We start from the raw sequence: 17,477 nt of genomic DNA on the forward strand, positions 1-17,477 counted from the left end.
GTGGAGTATATCTACCGCTTTCCATGCTTCTAGTAACTGTAACTAAAAGTGATTTTTTACTATTTGAGCAAAAAGTTACTTGCTATACAAAAATTGTAACTATTCCTTACAGTGAATGTCTTTCTAACGGTAAGAGATGAGCCTATCTACTGTAAAATCATTTTTACACTAATCGTTCTTTATTTTCAGAAACAAGTTTTATCATGTTCTCACTCCAGCCTTTCCGCTCGCTCTTGAGTCTTGCTGGCGTCACGACTGTTGCATTCGGCTTGTCTGCAGTAATACAACTCAAATTGGCACTGGCTGAAAAATTTGGCTACCTCGGACCGCAAGGCACTTACTCAGAGCAAGCAACCAGAGTGTATCAGTCTACGATGCCTGGGTTCGAGCAAGCAGTTCCCTACAATACGATCGCAGCGATCGCAGCTGCTATTAAAAGCGGTGAAGTGCCTCGCGGACTTATACCGATAGAAAATTCAGATAGTGGCTTTGTCACTGAAACTTATCGCCTTATATTTCAGGAATTAGATCCGGGCTGGCGCGTCATTGATGAAGTCACAATACCAATTGCCTCCAGTCTTCTTGTTAAGCCAGGTACACAAGCAGGTGATGTCAAAAAGATTATTTCACACCCAAATGCTTTGCGAGGGCTGGCAACTTACTTGCAGCAAAATTTTCCAAACATCCCATTAGTGGAAGCAAATTCCACTGCCGCAGCAGCTAAAGAAGTCTCTAACGGAGATGGTACAACAGCTGCCATCGCCGCATCTGCTGCTGCTAAAGTTTACGGGCTAGAGACACTTGCAAATAACATTCAAGATAACGACTACGAAACAAATTTCTGGGTAATTGTAAAGACAAATCAAACTACTTTCACTGCTCATCCGAATCATGTGATTATTTCGCTTCTTGTGCCTTCTGGCTCCCGAATGTTTTCCTACACAGTAGCAGAACTGCAAGATGTAGGCTTTCATGTTGTAAACGTAAACTCAACACCGCTTGATGGGAAGATCCACAGCTACCGTTACCTGATTGGGCTTAAGTCGGACTCTAACGTGTCAAATGCTCTCAAAAAAGTCAATGCAGTGCTTAAAGCAGCCCAGAGATCGGGCGGACAAGCACTTCTTATAGGTGCCTATCGGCGCTAACATCCTAGCGTTAGTGCTACATCTCTGACAATTTACTATTTGCTAATATTTGCTGATTTGCTTAAACAACTCTGCCACCAGTATGTGAGGAAGTTACTGTAATTAAGTAGCCATCCGGTCCAGTGAGAATAAATGATTTGTGAACTCTACCAATTGTAATTTCAGAAACCGTGAGTCCCCACTCTGTAAAGGTTTGTCTTGCAGTTATAATATCGTCCACCATCAGATCGAAGGGAGCATTTGTTCCCGATGAAATAGGATCTGATGTTTTTCTTATGACTAAGTGTGTTCCTCCCCGTAACTCTAAAACTGCAAACTCATCTGATTGAGTAATATGACGTAGCCCTAGCTTTACGAAAAATTCAGTAGCCTTTGAAACATCAGTCACAGCCAATCTTACATGACCTATTGCTATAGATGGACGGTTATCCTGCTGATATTTTTCAAGGGTATCTTGTACTTGCATAAGAATTATTTAAGATAGATGAGTAAGTTATGACAAATAAAGTTAACTAGCGGTTCGCCTTATTGTTGCAATATTTACGTACATTTGTACTGTTTCAACTCTTGATTTAAAGTTGCTACCTTAAGTAAAGCACTTAACCACAAATTACAAATTACAAAATATTAACTATTAATAAATAGATTGTTAACTTTAGTTTTTTGTGATATGTTACTAATCAAAGTTGTATAAAATACAAAAATCTATCAGTTTGCCGTAGAATTTCAGAGATTGCTGAGATAGTTAAAGAAATTTAGATTTTAAACACATTAGAAGTCACAGGACAAATAATCACGATTGATGTATAAAAACTTTACGTTTTTTAACTCAAACTAGGAAGTTTTCTATGGGAAAAATACGTGCTGTAATTGTCGATCCAAAGGTGCAAGGACGTTTGGCACTCCATGAGGTAGATGCACCAACACCTACTCCCAATCAAGCTATAGTGAGAGTCGCAGCAATTTCCTTAAACCGAGGAGAAGTCAGGCGATCGACCAGCGCAGATGCAGGTTGGCAGCCCGGTTGGGACTTAGCAGGTACAATAGAAACTCCTGCATCTGATGGCTCTGGTCCCCCTCAAGGAGCACGTGTAGTAGGCTTGGTGCGTTCCGGTGCTTGGGGAGAACTCGTAGCTGTTTCTACAGATGCTCTCGCCGAACTCCCTGCCAATGTATCTTTTGCTCAAGCCGCAACACTACCTGTAGCAGGTTTAACTGCATACCACGCGTTACTTAAGGGCGGTTCTCTCCTAAGTCGTCCAGTTTTGATTACAGGTGCATCAGGAGGAGTAGGACATTTTGCTATTCAACTAGCGCGGTTATCAGGAGCATATGTGGTTGCACATATTCGTTACCCAGATTACGAAGCTTTGGTGAAAGCAGCAGGAGCACAGTCAGTTGTCATTGGCGAAGACCTCGCACCTGCCCGTGAATTTGGTCCCTACCATTTGATTTTAGACTCAGTAGGTGGTGCGGTACTTGGTACAGCTCTTGGATTGCTAGCACAAGATGGTGTGTTAGTCCTGTTTGGTACATCAGCAGGGTCTGAAGTGACATTCGATGCTTCACGATTTTATGGAACTGGTGGTGCAAGTCTGTATGGTCTGATTCTGTTCCACGAATTAAAACGCGAATCAGCAGCAGTTGGTCTGAAACGGCTAGCAAATCTAGTTGCCGCAGGTCAATTGCGTCCTCATATTGAAGTAGAAGCATCTTGGACACAAGTTGCTGAACTAGCACAGCAATTACTAGACAGGCGTTATGTTGGCAAAGCTGTGTTGCATATTAATTAGTGGCAGATGAGTAATGACCCATGATGAATAACAAAAGTAACGATAGTTAAATACTACGGTTAATCTATCAATTTACTGTAAAATATTTTTAGCGATGCTTCTTTCCTTTGAAATATTGCTTGCATGGATATAGCAAGATTCCAAAAGAAACTAGACGAGTGTGAATACCACCCTACATATCAAACTTTGGAGAATCTACATGGGGTACAAGCATATCGAAGTCAAACAAGTTAGTGGTTTCATTGGTGCTGAAATCAGTGGTGTAGACCTTTCCCGCCCTCTGAATGATGATGAAGTCAAAGAAATTCGTAAAGCACTATTGAAGTGGAAAGTTGTATTCTTTCGCGGTCAAAACATAGATCATGCGAGTCAGGTTGTTTTCACATCTCGTTTTGGCGAAGTGACTTACGCGCATCCCCTTGGAGAGCCCGAACCAGTTCCGGGATTTCCACAAATTAAACCTGTAGACCGTAAGCTCTATGAGCGGCAGTACGGTTTTCGCAGTGGAGGTCCCTGGCACACAGACGTAACGGCAGCTATCAACCCTCCAGCAGCGTCAGTTTTACGCGCAGTTAATGTCCCTAGCTTCGGTGGTGACACCCAGTGGAGCAATCTCGTTGCAGCTTATGAAGGTCTATCAGCGCCCCTGCGAGCACTAGCAGATACGTTAAAAGCGGAACATCGCTTTAATGGTGGCGGGCATTATCCTCGTAACGGCAAATTCGCAAATCGGATTGCAGTAAATCCACTAGTCTCAATCCACCCAGTAGTAAGAGTTCATCCTGAGACTGGTGAACGAGCATTATTCGTTAATCCAGGCTTCACATCGCATATTGTTGACGTATCACCACAAGAAAGTCAGCTACTTCTGGAGTTATTCTTTAACCAAATCACCAAGCCTGCTTACACCACCCGCTTCCGATGGAACAACGGTGATATCGCGTTCTGGGACAACCGCGCCACCGTGCATTTAGCTCCTCAAGATTTGGATCGTTTGAATGTCGAGCGTGTCCTCTATCGGACCACCATCACCGGTGATATTCCAGTTGGGGTTGATGGTTTCCGTTCAGAAGTGGTTCAAGGTGAGGTATTCAGTGCAGAATTACCAAACGTCTTCAAGCAGAAAGTTATAGAGGATTCACCTACACTCACCTAACTTTGACCATATATTTTGTAAATCAAGGAGACACAATCGTGACACTCACCGCAAATCGGATTGAGATTACACCCACGGAAGCAGCTCTTGGAGCTATTGTTACGGGAGTTGATGCCAGTCATTCTCTCGAACCAGAGGTGATTCTGCAACTGAAACAGGCATGGCGCGATCGCCACATTCTTATCTTTAAAAACCAGACATTAACTGATGACCAGTTATTAGCCTTTGCCAGTTACTTTGGTGATATTTTCCAGCAGCCTGCTTACGTCCGCAGAGGTGAAACCGAGGAATATTTGCCACCCCTTGTTCTTACTCTGGCAAATGCTGCTGCTGAAGAGAGTTCGGTCAATGTCTTCCCGAACTATCGGGAACTGTTACCCCATATCGATCATGATTGGCTTCCTTTACCATCTAGTGGTTCCTTACTTTATGCAGTACAACTGCCTGAAAATGGAGGACCTAATACCTACTGGGTGAATTTGGAGCAGGCTTACGAAGAGCTAGATGATGCCACCAAAAAGCAAATTGCTGGTTTACAACTACGCCACTTTAATTTTTACGGCAAGTACCGGGATGAGTATCCCAAGCCAGGCTATGCAGCAGGACGTTCCCCTGAACCAGGCGAACGAGTTGCCATCCATCCTTTAGTTCGCACTCATCCAGATACGGGCAAAAAAATCCTCTTTCTAAATGCTGCCAGTGAGGTAGACATTGTAGATTATGACCATGTGGAAGGAGCAAAACTCATTGCGCGTCTACAGGAGCATATTACACAACCCCGGTTTGCCTATCGGCACCAGTGGAGCAAGGGTGACTTGCTTTATTGGGATAATCAGGCAACGGCTCACTATCGTCCGGAATTTCATGCTAACGCAACTCGGATTTTAAAGAGGGTTAGCATCCGGGGCAGCCGTCCCTTTTAGGTTCAGCACAGTCCAAAAATCTGGATAAGATAGCTAGAGGCATTTGGGTAGGAGCAGGTTCACCAATCGCTTGATGCAGGTTAGCAATTATGCGGTTAAACCCGCTCCTACATTTTGTGGAACTATTTAGTTTGCCATCTCAAGCAAAATGAAAATCCTGCAATGTTGGTTAGTGCTTAGTTGTTAAAATTTACTAAGACCTAAATAAAAATTCCTGACACGAGACTCTGCTTCAATAGAATTACAGGCTGTAAAAAATATGGTAATTAGTGATACATGGAATCCTACCCAATATGAAAAATTTCAAGCAGAAAGAAGCCGACCATTTTATGACTTAGTCAACATGGTACGCAGCCAAGAAAATATGCGAGTTTTAGATCTTGGTTGTGGGACGGGAAAGTTGACAAAATACTTGCACGAAACAATAGCAGCACGAGAGACAATCGGGTTGGATTCTTCAGAGAATATGTTACAAGCAGCACGTGAGTTTGAGGGGCACGGGTTGCGGTTTGTGCAAGGACATATTGAAGAAAATTCTGTACCGGGAAAATTTGATTTAGTGTTTTCTAACGCTGCTTTGCAATGGGTAACAGGACATGAGGGATTATTTGAAAAGTTACGTGAAAAACTGCAATTAGGGGGACAACTTGCCGTACAAGTTCCTGCAATGGATTTAGAACCAGTACATACCGTAGCAGCAGAGGTAGCACGGGAATTTAGTCAAGAATTGGGGGGATATGTACGTCGCTTGACAGTGCTATCACCAGATAAGTATGCCCGGCTACTTTATAAATTGGGGTTTGTAGAACAAGAAGTGAGGTTGCAAATATACGGACACGTATTGCCATCACGAGAAGCAGTTATTGAGTGGTATCGTGGAACATTATTAACTGCCTACGAGCAACAAGTCGATAGGGAAACATACGAGCGATTTGTACAACGGTATCGAGAAAAGTTAATGAAGTATCTAGAAGATGAAAGCCCATTCTTTTTTCCGTACAAACGCATACTTATATGGGGTCGTTTGGGAGATTTTGCATGACAATTGAAGCAAAGCGAAGTCTCACTTCTGAAGCATATAAAAGTGCCGATCTCTTAACTCGACAAACTAAAAATGACTACTAACAAAAATATCTCTAACATCTCTATAGGTATAATTTTATTCCCAAATCTAACGCAGTTAGATTTTACGGGACCTTACGAAGTTTTTTCCAAATTACCAAATACGCAAGTCTATCTGCTATCGGAAACCTTAGACCCCATCCGCAGCGAGCGCGGTTTGACTTTTTTACCCGATACAACCTTTGCAAAGGCTCCAGATTTCGATGTGCTAGTTGTACCGGGAGGTCCTGGGGTTAACTTGAAGTTGGAAGATTCACAGTTTCTTCATTTTGTTAGAACACGGGGAGAAAAAGCCCGTTATGTGACTTCAGTTTGTACGGGTTCTTTTATACTAGCAGCAGCAGGATTACTCCAAGGTTATCGAGCCACGACTCACTGGCGATCGCTAGATTTATTGCAAGAGCTTGGAGTTCAGGTAGTCTCAGAAAGAGTTGTCATCGATCGCAACCGAATTACAGGTGGAGGAGTTACATCTGGAATTGACTTTGCATTGGCGATCGCTGCTGAGTTATTTGGTGACGCAATTGCTCAGGAAGTCCAGCTAGCAATAGAATACAATCCGCAGCCCCCCTTTCAAAGTGGTTCTCCTCAAACGGCTCCTCCTGATGTTGTTACTAGGGTGGAAGCTTCTACTCAAAATATGTATAACACGCGGCGACAGATAATCCAAAAGATCAAATCTGAATTCAAGACAACAGTGTTTTAGAAATTTAAGCCATTTAAACTAACTGTAGTTCGTAATAGGAAGTAAAGCGCTCTTTTGGTTAATTACAAAAGCTTTATGTGCAAAAATACTTGTGTTTTTGCAAAGACTGTGAAATACTTTTAAAGTAATATACGGTAATTCGGGCGATAAAAGTAATTATTAACTTGGCTGCTGCAAATGCCAGCTAAATTTATAGTTCACTAAAGGAGCAGGGAGCTAGGATATAAGCCTCTCCCCTTGTAGTTCGTTTTTTCCCTAACTTCCTCTCTCTGCTCCTAGCGCCTTTCATTTTTTGCAACCCTAAATAAGGAAGTAGTCAAATGAGCACCATACAGCTTTACTTCTCCAAAGGCTCTACGTTTTCTCAAAGAACTCGTGTTGTTGTGCTAGAAAAAGGAATTGACTTTACCCCTATTGAAATTGATTTACAAAACAAACCAGAAGGTTTTACTCAAGTTTCTCGCTACGGTAAAGTCCCAGCCATCAAACATAATGATGTCGCCATCTATGAATCTGCCATCATTAACGAGTATCTTGATGAAGTCTTTCCAGAACCGCCTTTATTGCCTCGCGATCCCGCATCTCGTGCGATCGCTCGTATCTGGATCGACTACGCTAATACTCGCCTTGTACCTGCGTTTAACAAATTTCTACGCGGGAAAGACACGCAAGAACGAGAACAGGGACAAAGAGAATTTTTGGAATCTCTTTTGTACGTCGAGCAAGAAGGGTTAAGCAAGCTATCTGGCAAGGGTCCGTATTGGTTGGGAGAACAATTCTCTTTAGTTGATATCAGTTTCTACCCCTGGTTTGAACGTTTACCTCTTCTAGAGCATTTCCGCAACTTTACTTTACCCACAGAAACACCTCGCTTGCAAAAATGGTGGAGTACTGTGCGCGATCGCGAATCAATACGGGCAGTTGAAAATCCTGTAAGCTTTTATATAGAACGATTTACTAAAATTCTTGGTGAACCTACTGCTGTCGGTGCTGCTCAAAAATAGAGGAATGCAATTGTCTGCGTTTGGAATTACATTATGAAGTGAGGATATATGACTCAGGAGCAATGGACTGTAGTTGACCAATACTTTACAGATTTGCTCGTACCGTCCGATCCTGCACTTGATGCGGCGCTTCAAGCTAGCGCCGCAGCTGGCTTGCCAGCACACAACGTTTCTCCAAACCAGGGCAAACTTTTGCACTTGTTGGCACGATTCCAAGGCGCACGCACTATTCTAGAAATTGGTACTTTAGGGGGCTACAGTACAATTTGGCTGGCACAAGCGCTACCTCCTGATGGTCGCTTGATTACGTTAGAAGCCAACCCAAAGTACGCTGAAATTGCTCGTGCCAACATTGCCCGTGCTGGGTTAACCGACGTTGTAGAGCTGCGTCTTGGACCGGCAGTTGATACACTACCACAGCTTGTAGCTGAGGGTCACGTATTTGACCTAATATTTATCGACGCTGATAAGCCAAGCAATCCGGATTACTTTGATTGGTCACTCAAGCTCGCCCGTCAAGGTAGTGCAATCATTGCGGATAATGTCGTTCGCAATGGAACTGTCATTGATGCTACCACTAACGATCCTAGCGTTTGCGGAGTGCGCCGATTTAACGAGCTACTAGCGCAGTCGCCCTACGTAAGCGCTACTGCAATCCAAACTGTAGGTAGTAAAGGATATGATGGATTTGCGATCGCACTCGTAACTAACTCAATCTTGCCCTCTTAGCTCTTGACACAGCCCCTCAGTTTTTGTTAATTTTTTTATTAATTGCAGCCTACCAATCGTTCAGTAGTATAGTGAGCCCTGATTCTCAAAACCCAATCTCAGATAAACAAGCAGATGGGCGAAATCGCATTCTTGATGTGGCTGAATTGCTGTTCCAAGCTCGAGGCTACACAGCTGTAACGATGCGTGATATCGCTAAGGCAGTGGGGATGCGTCAAGCATCGCTTTACTATCACTTTTCGAGTAAAGAGGAACTGTTTGTTTCTGTTAGGGAACGTTTGTTTGAACGTCATCGAATTGGATTACAGAACGTGCTACATCGAACAGAGGGAGAATTGCGATCGCAACTTGAAGGGGTTACTGACTGGTTTCTGTCCCAACATCCCATTAACTTTCATGCCATGATGCAGACAGATATGCCTTCTCTGAGCCAGGAAGCCAAGGAACGTCTTTCAAATGCAATTAACCAAGCCATCTTTGAACCCATTGGACAAATCTTTACAACTGCTCAAGCAAATCATCGAATTGGTGCTGTTCGACCTGAATTGCTTGTCGGCTTTCTTTTGTCTTTATTAGAAAGTATTTCTGTTGTTTATTCTTCAGAACCCGTGTCCTATAAAAAGGAGATAGTTGATGAGATGATTTTGGTTTTGCTAGAAGGAATTCAAAGGCGCTAATTTTTTTGCTTGTTACCTACTGAGCGTTTGGTAAGTGATTTTGGCATGCTAGTCGCTCTTTTAACCTACTGAACGTTCGATAAAAATTTATCAAAACCCTATATCAAGGACATATAAAATGCACAAATCTAGTAAATTGCAGACAACTTCTAAGACAAAAAACATTAAAGTAAAACAATCGATAGGCTTTCTAAAATTTCTAGCCATTACCTCAGTTTTTTCAGTGATTGGAGGAATAGCGAATCCATCCTTTGCGGGACTCAAACAAAACAGTCAATTAACTGTTGAAATACAGGGGTTGAAAAACCGACAAGGGCAAGTTTGTTTAAGTTTATTTGCTAGTAGTAGGGGCTTTCCGAGCAACAGCTCTAGTGCTGTACAAAGTCAGTGCGTTGCGATCGCAACAATGCCATTAACCGTTACCTTTAAAAATTTGCAACCAGGCAATTATGCTGTTGCTGTTCTCCATGACACCAACAGCGACAATAAAGCGAATCGGAATGGTTTGGGAATTCCACTTGAGGGATTTGGATTTTCTGAAAACCCAGTTATCCGCACTGGTCCACCTAGATTTAATGATGCGGCTGTCCTAGTTGCAGGTTCAACGACAAACATTCAAATTCAATTGAATTATCTTTTAGGTGGGTAACTTCTAGCATTTTCAAGTCAGAGGGTATCTCAGGAGCGGAGACGCTACGCGATGCGAAGCTATGCCCGCAGGGCTCTACGCGACTTGCCGGGACGCGGGAAACCCGCCTATGGCACGAAAGTGCCACGCACAAGGGAACGCACTGGTCTCACCGCAAGGCAAGGGCTTTGGGTTTTAGCCCACGTAGGTGGGCTTTCTTTATGTAGCCTCAGACTTCCGGTCTGTAGGGCTTTTGAGAAATTGGCAAAGGTATTGTTATAGAGTAAATATTTTCTCAATTTTGCCAAATCAAAAACCCGTCTTTTTAGACAAACGGGTCGTGGTTAATTGCTATTTTAATAAGAAGAATTGCGTACATTAAAAATATGATGAACTATAAAAAATTCTCAATCAACCAGGTTCTCGACGTTGTGGAATTCCAAAAGATGGGACCCTCTCCATACCTGCGCGTGGGTGCGGTTCAGGTCCCAGAAGAAAACCTGGTTATTCTCAGACTGTTTTTTCAGTGAATTACTAGATAAATTAAAACCAGGTTCTTTAATTGTTACTGTACTTTTGACAGGTTGAGAAACAACACCCTGACCTGAGATAGAGATAGTTCGGTATTTCACTTTTAGTTGCATGGCAGGGATAAAGTTAGACCCGAACAATGTAAGGCCAATAATGGTAAGTACAAGTTGAATTTTTGTGGGTCGCATATAATTTACCTCTCTGCAGAAGTTTTGCAACTTTTTTGTAAAAACTGATTTTTAATGTACTGTTTGCGTCTTTGTTCTTTTTGAGAAAGGGTTATCCAACAGCGACTGGGCTGAAATATTTGTACGCAGCTTCCTCTGGTTGGAGAAAATGCGATAAATACTGAGATGCCATTTCTGTCGTAAGTAGTTCGATCATCAATCTGTTTTCTACCCACAACTCCATGACATCAAATAAAGAGTCGCGGTTACAGCGAACGACACGCCAACCTTCACGTTTTCCAATGTGCTCGATTTCTTCTTGGCTGAGAGATACAGATAGAGCAGCATGTACATCCTTGTAATCGGAAGTTTTAGAAGTTTGTACAAAATTACATTGCTCTTTCTCTACACCAGGGACGAGTTCGGTACCCAAAGGGTAAAATTCAATCGCTGTACCGTGTCCGTCGAAGGCAACAACTATGTAACTACCAGGGTGAGGGGGAAAGGAAAGAGCTTGTCCTTTCAGGATTTCGGCAAAAACTGTTGCAACGTGGTAAGGATCTTTAACGGAGATGGAAAAGTGATGAATCATAAAATAACCTCGGTTCAATGTTTTTTAGATTAAGGAACAATCGGGGAGAACTAGGGGAGGTCCGAAACTATTCAAAATTTTTAATAAAAAGTTTAAAATTATACTGTTAAATTTAGTAACATCACTGAAAATGTACGCTCGAAACCCCAATACTTACAAAGCAGATATTTTGGTAATCGATGATACTCCGGAGAACCTCAACCTTCTTTCTGCAATGTTGATGGCACAAGGATATAAAGTTCGTAGTGTTACTAAAGGTTCAACAGGACTGCGGGGGGCTTCAGCAGCTCCTCCCGATCTGATTTTGCTTGATGTCAATATGCCAGAAATGAATGGTTATGATGTTTGCCAGCAATTGAAAGCAAACGAACGTACCCGTGAAATTCCGGTGATTTTTATCAGTGCTTTGGGGGATGTACTTGATAAGGTCAAAGCTTTTGCTGTTGGAGGCGTAGACTACATCACAAAACCGTTTCAAGTAGAGGAAGTTTTAGCCCGCATTGAAAACCACTTAACAATTCGCAAACTGCAAAAACAACTCCAAGCACAAAATACTCAACTACAGCAGGAAATTCGAGAACGCCAACAAGCAGAGGAAAAGTTTTCCAAAGCTTTCCGCTCCAGTCCCAATCCTATTGCTATTGTTACAATTACCGAAGGAAGGTTTATCGATGTCAATCCCAGTTTTTTAAGGATGAGCGGCTATTCCTTAGAAGAAGTGATAGATCGCACAACTGCTGAGATTTATTTGAGTAAAAACTCAGATGCTCTGTCTCGTATCATGCAATTGTTGCAACAAACTGGTTCGTTACACAACCAAGAATTTGAGTTTTGCACTAAGGACTCTGATGTCAAGACAATACTGCTATCTGTTGAACCGATCGAACTGAACGAAGTTCAATGTGCTTTACTGATTGCAAATGATATTACCGAACGCAAGCAACTGGAAAATGAGTTTATCTCTCTTGTGAGTCACGAGCTGCGTACTCCTTTAACGTCTATTATGGGGGCGTTGGATTTGTTAGATGCCGGTCAACTCGGAAGTTTGACCGAGCAGGGACAAAAAGTTTTAAGTATTGCCACTAGCAATACCGAACGCCTGATCCGTCTGGTGAATGACATTCTCGATTTGGAACGGATGAAATCGGGTAAAATTTTTATGCATAAGGTAAGATGCCATGCTGCTCAGTTATTAGTGCAAGCGACAGAAGCGATGCAGGCTATGGCAGATAACTCAAAAGTAAAGCTAGTTGTCAATCCGATTGAAATTGAAATTTGGGCAGATTGCGATCGCCTATTGCAAACGTTCACGAATTTACTCAGCAATGCCATTAAGTTCTCAAAACCGGGAGACACTGTTTGGATAAGCGCCGATCTCCTCAAACAGGAAGGCGAGAGGGGGGAAATGCCAGAGGGGAAGAATGTTAATCTTAGTCCCCATTCTCTTGTGATTACAGTGCGAGATGAAGGTCGAGGAATTCCAGAAGATAAATTGCAAACTATTTTTGAGCGTTTTCAACAAGTTGATGCATCTGACTCACGGCAAAAAGGAGGAACCGGATTGGGGCTTGCTATTTGCCGAAATATAATACAGCAGCATGATGGGAAAATTTGGGCTGAAAGTATTTTAGGTGAAGGCAGTACTTTTTATGTTGTGTTACCAGTTAGTCATGAACTGTAAAAGTTCTATATTTTTTGACCTCGTACCCTAGTTCTCCCCGATTGAGAAATAGGATAGATAGCAAATGTTAGATTATCATTATGAAAATTTGAGGGGCATTGCTATGAGCAAAAGTGTCTTAATCGTTGATGATGAAGAAGATGTGCGGGCAATTGCCAAACTGGGGTTAGAGATGGGTGCGGGGTGGAATGCGATTGTAGCCTCTTGTGGAGAGGAAGGAATCAAGTTGGCTGTAGAACGCAAACCAGATGTCATCTTGCTTGATATGATGATGCCTGATATGGATGGACGCACAACATTACAGCAACTTAAAGCTAACCCTGCAACTCAGCCAATTCCTGTTATCTTAGTGACAGCTAAAGTTCAAGAATCCGACCGAGAAAGCTTTAGTGGTTTGCAAGTTGCTGCTGTCTTTGCCAAACCCTTCCGTCCTTTGAAATTACCGCAAGAAATTAGTAAGGTGCTTGGTTGGGGGATATAACTCACTTTTGCGGGAATTTCCTTACTTGATATTCTTCTGACTCTACAATTTTTTGCGGAAATCCAAGTGCTTGAGTAAACTTTTTTTCAATTGCCTCTAAATCACCTTGAGGTATGGCTTTCCACTGTTCCCGTGTTGCCCAACGAATGATAAAAACAACTTCAGCAGCATCATTTGGGTTGATCCATACTTCTTTTCCCAGAAAACCCGGATACTTGGCAAGTGCTGGTGTCCAAATTTCTGCATCCTTCTGGATAAATTTTTCCCGTTGTTCGGGCGGAATTTTCACCTTGAGTAGCTCGATAACCACACTATTGATTCCTCATATTTGTTTGTCAGAATAGAGCTGTACTCTATATTAATTAACCTTAGTGGCATAGGTCTATAGCATAGATTTATGAAAAAGGGTTTTTTGCTTTGAAACAATTGATAGAAAGGCATTATGGACAACAACAACTGGATGCAGCAGTTATTAATGTTGGGTATTGGTACAACATCCTTAGTCGCGGATAAAGTTAAGGAAGCAAGCGATCGCCTTGTTAAAGATGGGAAGCTCGATCCCGAACAGGCGAAGGCGGTTATGGATGATATGGTACAGCAATTAAAGTCAGAGCAGGGAACCTGGGATGCTCAAATGCAAAGACAACTGCGGAATATGTTGCAGGATTTGGGGGTGGCTCGTCAGTCAGAAGTGGATGAATTGCGCGGTAGAATAGACCGCTTGGAGCGTCAAGTCCGCGATTTAGAAAATAAGCTTTGGCGATAGCGATCGCTTTGTGTTTTAAACTAAGTTTTGTCGTGCTGGTCATCTCATTACCAGACTTCCTTAGTGGGGAGGACTATTTTGAAAGCAATTTTACTCAGCGTGGGTTTCATGCTGGTTTGTGTTGTCGTCTTGGTTCTGGCACAAGTTGGTAGTAACAATCAAAACACAGCTATTGCGGAACAGATGACTGATACAACTCCAGTACCCACTCAAACAACTGAAAACAATACCTTAATTGCAAGCAAACCTATGTCTGAAGCTAATGCCATTACTACACCCTCTGGATTAAAGTATGTTGAACTTAAGGAGGGAACTGGCGCAACTCCTAAAACCGGACAAACGGTTGTTGTTCACTATACAGGTACCTTAGAAAATGGGAAGAAATTCGATAGTTCCCGCGATCGCAACCAACCGTTTAAATTTAAACTTGGTGTCGGACAGGTCATTAAAGGTTGGGATGAAGGACTGAGCACTATGAAAGTAGGCGGTCGTCGCCAGCTAATTATACCTCCCGACTTGGGTTACGGTGCTCGCGGTGCGGGTGGCGTGATCCCACCTAATGCTACTCTCAATTTTGATGTGGAATTGTTGGGTATTGAGTAATACTGCTAAATGCTAATGGCTAATAGCTAATGGCTAATGGCCATTAGCTATTGGTATTAATATCCTCCAGGTTTAGCTAAATTTTTAAATTTGGTAAATTGTGGGTCAAATAACAGTTTGACGGTACCTGTTGGACCATTCCGATGTTTGGCTATGATGACTTCAGCAATTCCGCGCTCGGGGCTGTCACTGTTATAGTATTCATCCCTATACAGCATTATGACTAAATCCGCATCTTGTTCGATCGAACCCGATTCTCTTAAATCGGATAACATTGGTCGCTTGTTGGTGCGCGACTCTACTCCTCTGCTAAGCTGAGATAAAGCAATGATGGGAACAGATAATTCACGTGCTAAACCTTTGATGCTGCGGGTAATTCTTGATAATTCTTGTACGCGATTATCACCGGCTCCTTCCATCAACTGCAAGTAATCTATAACAATCAGTCCCAGTTCGGAACCTATTTCTGCTTGCAAGCGCCGTGCCTGACTCCGCATCTCTGTAACTGTAATATTGGGAGTATCGTCAATATAAATTGGCATCTCCGTGAGCGTACTAATAGCACGGCTTAAAGGTTCCCATTGTGTCTGGCTAATTCGTCCGCTTCGCAAGTAACCACTTTCAATTCCTGCTTCGCTGGCTAGTAACCTTTGCACGAGTTGCTCTTTCGACATTTCTAAACTAAAGACTGCAACTGGTAATTTATATGAAGCTGCAACGTTGTGAGCCAAGTTTAGACAGAACGCAGTATTGTGAACACAAATATCATTGGCTACAAAATTGTGGGTATCGGGAATTGTTAAATCGTAAACTTGTTTATAACCTATAAGTTCTATAGAAACGATTGTATCCCAATAAACATCTCCTGTTGTTAAATGCTGTAATGACAAATCTTTTAATGCGGTTGCTAAAGTAAAAAGCCGATCGCTTGATGGTGTAAATTTCCCAAACTGAATATTTGTATATCCTTTAATTTCTACACTTTGAATTAAATCTAACCAAGTGTTTTTACCTTGAGTTGCTGCTATTTCCTTGTCTATTGCAACTGGAACAAGGCTACAATCTGTTTGATATTGCTTCGTTATTAAAGCAGCTTGTACTTGTGCTAAATTTGTTTCTTTACTAAAGATCCCAATATCTGAAATAAAATTTTTGATTGAATTGTCATCAGTAATATCCAATCGCCAAGCTAATTTACTAGTATCTTTACATTTGATATTTTCCTGCTTAAAAGTTGCAATAACACCAAATCTTAAGAGTAGGTGTTGTATTTGTCTTGCTAGTTTTTTGCTAACAGTGCAATAACCTACTTGTGGTTGACCGTTTGCCAAAACAGTTGCCCATCCATCTGTTGCAAAGAGACGGTTGAGGAATAAAGCAATTTGCGATCGCTCTAGTTGAAACACAAAAGCGGGAATTGTCTTTGTGTTAGCTTCTTTGCTCCACAATCCTAACTTTTTCAACCATTTAGCAAGAGAATTTTTTTGTTCTTGAGTTCTTGCTGTATGCGATTGTGATAAAGCTTCGAAACAATTTTCTTCGCAAATTTTTAATTGAGTAGAAAAGCTAGTAACTGCATGGATAAAGTCTTGTTGAATGAGAGGATTGGGATGCGTAAATTCCAATGTATGGCCTGTTAAGCAACTATTTCCTATAAAGTAAGCTAACAATTTAACTTCACATTCACGAACTTTCTTTGTCCCAAATATATTAATTTTGCGAGGAACAGCAATTCTAGTTCCTACAGTCAGTTCTGAAAGGGGGTACCATCCATCAATGGTTAAATAGGGATGAGTCATTGTAGTCTCAACAAACCGCCCCAATTGAGTTGTAACGCGAAAAATCGGTTTAATTCCGTCATCAATAAATGCTGATGGTTGAGTTATCTGGAGTTTCCAATCATCCGTTAAAGTTAACAATTCTGCTTGAGAATGGCGATAAATTTCTTCAATAGTAGAAATTGAACCATCTGCTAATACGATTTCTGTATCATAGGCGACACACTTACCCATAGACGGACGCCCTGCAACAATAATTAGATCGGAACGCTGAAAACCACTGGTTAATGCATCTAAGTCATAAAAACCACAGGGAATTCCCGGTAAGGCGATTCCTTGATTGCGAGTTTCTATATCTTGAAAGGCATTAATTAACGTGTCCTCAATATGAACTAAACCCACTTGGGGACGTTCTTGGGTAACGTTAAAAACTTTTTGTTCTGCTTGGTCGAGAACAACGGGTAGTTCGGTGTCTGTCTGAAAACCCAGTTGTACGATGTCATTACCTGCTTTTATCAGCTGACGCCGCAGGAATTTTTCCATGACTAACTCTGCTAAAGCATCAATGTTAACGGCTGACACCGTGCGGTCTACCAGCGTAGTAAGTTTATTTCTTCCACCAACACGGGTTAACATATCGTGGTCATTGAGCCAGTTGATCGCCGCAAGTAAGTCAGTGGGTTTTCCTTGATTGTGGAGGCGTAATGTAGCTTGATAAATATCTTTATGAGCACTGATATAAAAAGCTTCTGGGACGAGGCGATCGCGCACCCTGCTAATTGCTTCTGGATCTAGCAGTATACCGCCCAGTATCGCTTCTTCTGCCTCTATATTTTGGGGCGGGAGGCGATCCATGCCATTGCCTTGAAAGTTAAGTTCTTCTGACATAAAAGAATTTGTTTAAAGCTTTTCAATACAAATGAACTATTACTCTTATAAACCAAAATTTGTCCGTCTAATAAAAAGACGTTGCAACGCAACGTCTCTTTACA

General features: G+C 42.0%; 18 protein-coding genes. 14 read left to right on the top strand and 4 right to left on the bottom strand.

All coding sequences use genetic code 11. The features are described from left to right. Positions 1–203: 203 nt before the first annotated feature. Positions 204–1,148 (top strand): prephenate dehydratase, encoded by a 945-nt coding sequence (locus AB0756_RS09260; RefSeq protein WP_050045587.1) that lies wholly within the window; start codon positions 204–206, stop codon positions 1,146–1,148. Positions 1,149–1,209: 61 nt separating this feature from the next. Here AB0756_RS09260 and AB0756_RS09265 read toward each other — a convergent pair whose 3' ends face one another. After that, positions 1,210–1,614, bottom strand: a complete 405-nt coding sequence (locus AB0756_RS09265; RefSeq protein ID WP_038075529.1) for a VOC family protein — start codon at positions 1,612–1,614, stop codon at positions 1,210–1,212. Positions 1,615–1,996: 382 nt separating this feature from the next. Between AB0756_RS09265 and AB0756_RS09270 the strand changes: the two genes are divergently transcribed. From AB0756_RS09270 to AB0756_RS09310, 9 genes are all read left to right on the top strand, one after another. Further along, complete coding sequence (locus AB0756_RS09270; RefSeq protein WP_038075532.1) at positions 1,997–2,941, top strand: zinc-binding dehydrogenase; 945 nt, start codon at positions 1,997–1,999, stop codon at positions 2,939–2,941. 160 nt (positions 2,942–3,101) lie between these two features. Next, positions 3,102–4,097 (top strand): TauD/TfdA dioxygenase family protein, encoded by a 996-nt coding sequence (locus tag AB0756_RS09275; RefSeq protein ID WP_237265826.1) that lies wholly within the window; start codon positions 3,102–3,104, stop codon positions 4,095–4,097. Between the two features lie 38 nt (positions 4,098–4,135). Next, positions 4,136–5,020: a TauD/TfdA dioxygenase family protein gene (locus AB0756_RS09280; RefSeq protein WP_050045588.1), complete on the top strand. Its 885-nt coding sequence runs from the start codon at positions 4,136–4,138 to the stop codon at positions 5,018–5,020. Between the two features lie 259 nt (positions 5,021–5,279). Continuing rightward, on the top strand, positions 5,280–6,062 hold the full coding sequence (locus AB0756_RS09285; protein ID WP_038075537.1) for a methyltransferase domain-containing protein: 783 nt from the start codon (positions 5,280–5,282) through the stop codon (positions 6,060–6,062). Positions 6,063–6,134: 72 nt separating this feature from the next. Further along, positions 6,135–6,848, top strand: a complete 714-nt coding sequence (locus tag AB0756_RS09290) for a DJ-1/PfpI family protein (RefSeq protein ID WP_038075540.1) — start codon at positions 6,135–6,137, stop codon at positions 6,846–6,848. Between the two features lie 320 nt (positions 6,849–7,168). After that, complete coding sequence (locus AB0756_RS09295) at positions 7,169–7,852, top strand: glutathione S-transferase family protein (RefSeq protein WP_038075543.1); 684 nt, start codon at positions 7,169–7,171, stop codon at positions 7,850–7,852. A 48-nt stretch (positions 7,853–7,900) separates the two neighbouring features. Continuing rightward, positions 7,901–8,581 carry an O-methyltransferase gene (locus AB0756_RS09300; RefSeq protein ID WP_038075546.1) on the top strand — a complete coding sequence of 227 codons (681 nt, stop codon included), beginning with the start codon at positions 7,901–7,903 and terminating at the stop codon, positions 8,579–8,581. A gap of 71 nt (positions 8,582–8,652) precedes the next feature. Next, complete coding sequence (locus AB0756_RS09305) at positions 8,653–9,258, top strand: TetR/AcrR family transcriptional regulator (protein WP_050045589.1); 606 nt, start codon at positions 8,653–8,655, stop codon at positions 9,256–9,258. Between the two features lie 118 nt (positions 9,259–9,376). Beyond that, entirely contained in the window at positions 9,377–9,907 is a 531-nt protein-coding gene (locus AB0756_RS09310) for a DUF2141 domain-containing protein (RefSeq protein ID WP_082051668.1), read from the top strand. 789 nt (positions 9,908–10,696) lie between these two features. On the opposite strand, the gene AB0756_RS09315 is transcribed toward AB0756_RS09310, so the two are convergent. Next, complete coding sequence (locus AB0756_RS09315) at positions 10,697–11,176, bottom strand: hypothetical protein (protein ID WP_038075552.1); 480 nt, start codon at positions 11,174–11,176, stop codon at positions 10,697–10,699. Positions 11,177–11,306: 130 nt separating this feature from the next. Here AB0756_RS09315 and AB0756_RS09320 point away from each other — a divergent pair, with 130 nt between their 5' ends. Together AB0756_RS09320 and AB0756_RS09325 are read left to right on the top strand one after the other, a co-directional pair. Continuing rightward, the gene (locus AB0756_RS09320; RefSeq protein ID WP_038075555.1) at positions 11,307–12,857 is read left to right on the top strand and encodes an ATP-binding protein; all 1,551 of its coding nucleotides are present in this window, start codon (positions 11,307–11,309) and stop codon (positions 12,855–12,857) included. 103 nt (positions 12,858–12,960) lie between these two features. Next, positions 12,961–13,338 (top strand): response regulator, encoded by a 378-nt coding sequence (locus tag AB0756_RS09325; RefSeq protein ID WP_038075683.1) that lies wholly within the window; start codon positions 12,961–12,963, stop codon positions 13,336–13,338. 1 nt (position 13,339) lies between these two features. Here the strand turns inward: AB0756_RS09325 and AB0756_RS09330 are convergent, their stop codons facing one another. Further along, entirely contained in the window at positions 13,340–13,648 is a 309-nt protein-coding gene (locus tag AB0756_RS09330) for a TIGR03792 family protein (RefSeq protein ID WP_038075558.1), read from the bottom strand. A 132-nt stretch (positions 13,649–13,780) separates the two neighbouring features. On the opposite strand from AB0756_RS09330, the gene AB0756_RS09335 reads away from it, so the two are divergent. Both AB0756_RS09335 and AB0756_RS09340 read left to right on the top strand, forming a co-directional pair. Beyond that, complete coding sequence (locus AB0756_RS09335) at positions 13,781–14,104, top strand: phasin family protein (RefSeq protein WP_038075562.1); 324 nt, start codon at positions 13,781–13,783, stop codon at positions 14,102–14,104. A gap of 78 nt (positions 14,105–14,182) precedes the next feature. Further along, positions 14,183–14,707, top strand: coding sequence for an FKBP-type peptidyl-prolyl cis-trans isomerase (locus tag AB0756_RS09340; protein ID WP_038075565.1), 525 nt, complete (start codon positions 14,183–14,185; stop codon positions 14,705–14,707). A 56-nt stretch (positions 14,708–14,763) separates the two neighbouring features. Here the strand turns inward: AB0756_RS09340 and dnaB are convergent, their stop codons facing one another. After that, entirely contained in the window at positions 14,764–17,373 is a 2,610-nt protein-coding gene (gene dnaB, locus AB0756_RS09345) for a replicative DNA helicase (protein WP_202048582.1), read from the bottom strand. Positions 17,374–17,477: the final 104 nt, after the last annotated feature.

The sequence above is a fragment of the Tolypothrix campylonemoides VB511288_2 genome, assembly GCF_045999855.1.
In the GTDB taxonomy this organism is placed as follows: Bacteria; Cyanobacteriota; Cyanobacteriia; order Cyanobacteriales; family Nostocaceae; genus Scytonema; species Scytonema bouteillei_A.